Raw genomic sequence first — 1,334 nt, forward strand, 5'->3', positions numbered from 1 at the left:
GTCCGGCGCCACCAGGAAATCGGTGCCGACGCAATGCCCGGTGGCGGAATCGAGATCGGTGAGCATCAGCAGAATATCCATTCTGGCAGCGTCCCATGCAAGGGAAAGGCGCTGGAGACTGGGCTGGCCGCTGTCGATCCAGAACGTGTCGGCGTTGATGATGTAGAAGGGCTCTTGTCCCAGCGAGGGCAGCGCCCTGACGATGCCGCCCGCCGAGTCCAGCAGCATCTCGCGCTCGTCGGAAATGACGATCCTCGGCGCCTTGCGGCCGGCGACATGGGCGATGATCTGGTCCGGAAGATAATGAACGTTGACGATCGCCCTAACGACACCGGCGCTCGCCAGGCTGTCCAGCCCCCAGTCGATTAGCGTCTTGCCGGCGATTTCCACCAGCGGCTTCGGCATCGTGTCGGTGATCGGCCGCATGCGCTTTCCAAGCCCGGCGGCGAGCACCATTGCGGTCCTGGGGGTTGCGGTCACAGCGGTCGTTCTTCCAGCAGGCCATGGGCGGCGTAGAAGTCGTGTAGCCCGGAGAGTGCCGGGTGCGCCAGCGCTCTTCTGAGATAGTCGCGGATGCGCGGCAGGTGCTTGAGGTAGAAGGGCTTGCCGTCGCGCTTTTCGAGCCGCACGAAAATGCCGAGGATCTTCGAATTGCGCTGCGCCGCCATGATCGCGTAGGCCTCCCGGAACGCCGCCTCGTCAAAGGCGCCGGCGGCGTGGCGCGCCGCGACATAGGCATCGAGCGTCCGCTTCTCGATCTTAGGCGAGATGGTGACGCGGGCGTCCATGGCGAGCGAGGCGACGTCATAGGCGGCGGGGCCGATCAGCGCGTCCTGGACATCGACGACGCCGAGCCGGTCGTGACCGGCGCGGTCGCCGCGCCAGATGATGTTGGGCGAATGGAAATCGCGCAGCATCAGCGTGTATTGGCTGCCCTCGAGCCGGTCGAGCACCTTGTTCCATTCGTTATGGTAGCCGGCCAGCAACGCATTGCCCGCCGGCTTGCCGGTCAGCATCGGCACATACCAGTCGACCATCAGGTCGGCTTCGATCAGCATCGCCTCGCGATCGAAGGGCGGCACGTCGTGGAAGATGCCGGGCGCGGCCGCCATCCTGTCGGGCCAGGCCTTGCCGTGCATCATCGCCAGCAGCTCGGCCGCCGCGGCATAGCGCTCGGCGATCGGCTCCCCGTTCTGGCCCAAAAAACCTTCCGCGCCGAGATGCTCCAGAAGCAGGAAGCCTTGCTTCAGGTCCTGCGCATGGATCTCCGGCACGCTGACGCCGGCGGCGTGCAGCGCCTTGTCGATGGCGACGAAGGCGGTGACGGATTGCGC

2 protein-coding genes are annotated in these 1,334 nt (G+C 65.7%); both read right to left on the reverse strand.

What is annotated here, in order from left to right; genetic code table 11:
* Positions 1 to 480: nucleotidyltransferase family protein (locus tag EN780_RS34325; protein WP_133372883.1), on the reverse strand; the 480-nt coding region annotated here is incomplete at its 3' end.
* On the reverse strand, positions 477 to 1,334 hold an 858-nt coding region (locus tag EN780_RS34330; protein ID WP_145971032.1), incomplete at its 5' end, for a phosphotransferase. The genes EN780_RS34325 and EN780_RS34330, both read right to left, overlap by 4 nt.

This window comes from Mesorhizobium sp. M4B.F.Ca.ET.089.01.1.1 (assembly GCF_004022605.1).
GTDB lineage: Bacteria > Pseudomonadota > Alphaproteobacteria > Rhizobiales > Rhizobiaceae > Mesorhizobium > Mesorhizobium abyssinicae.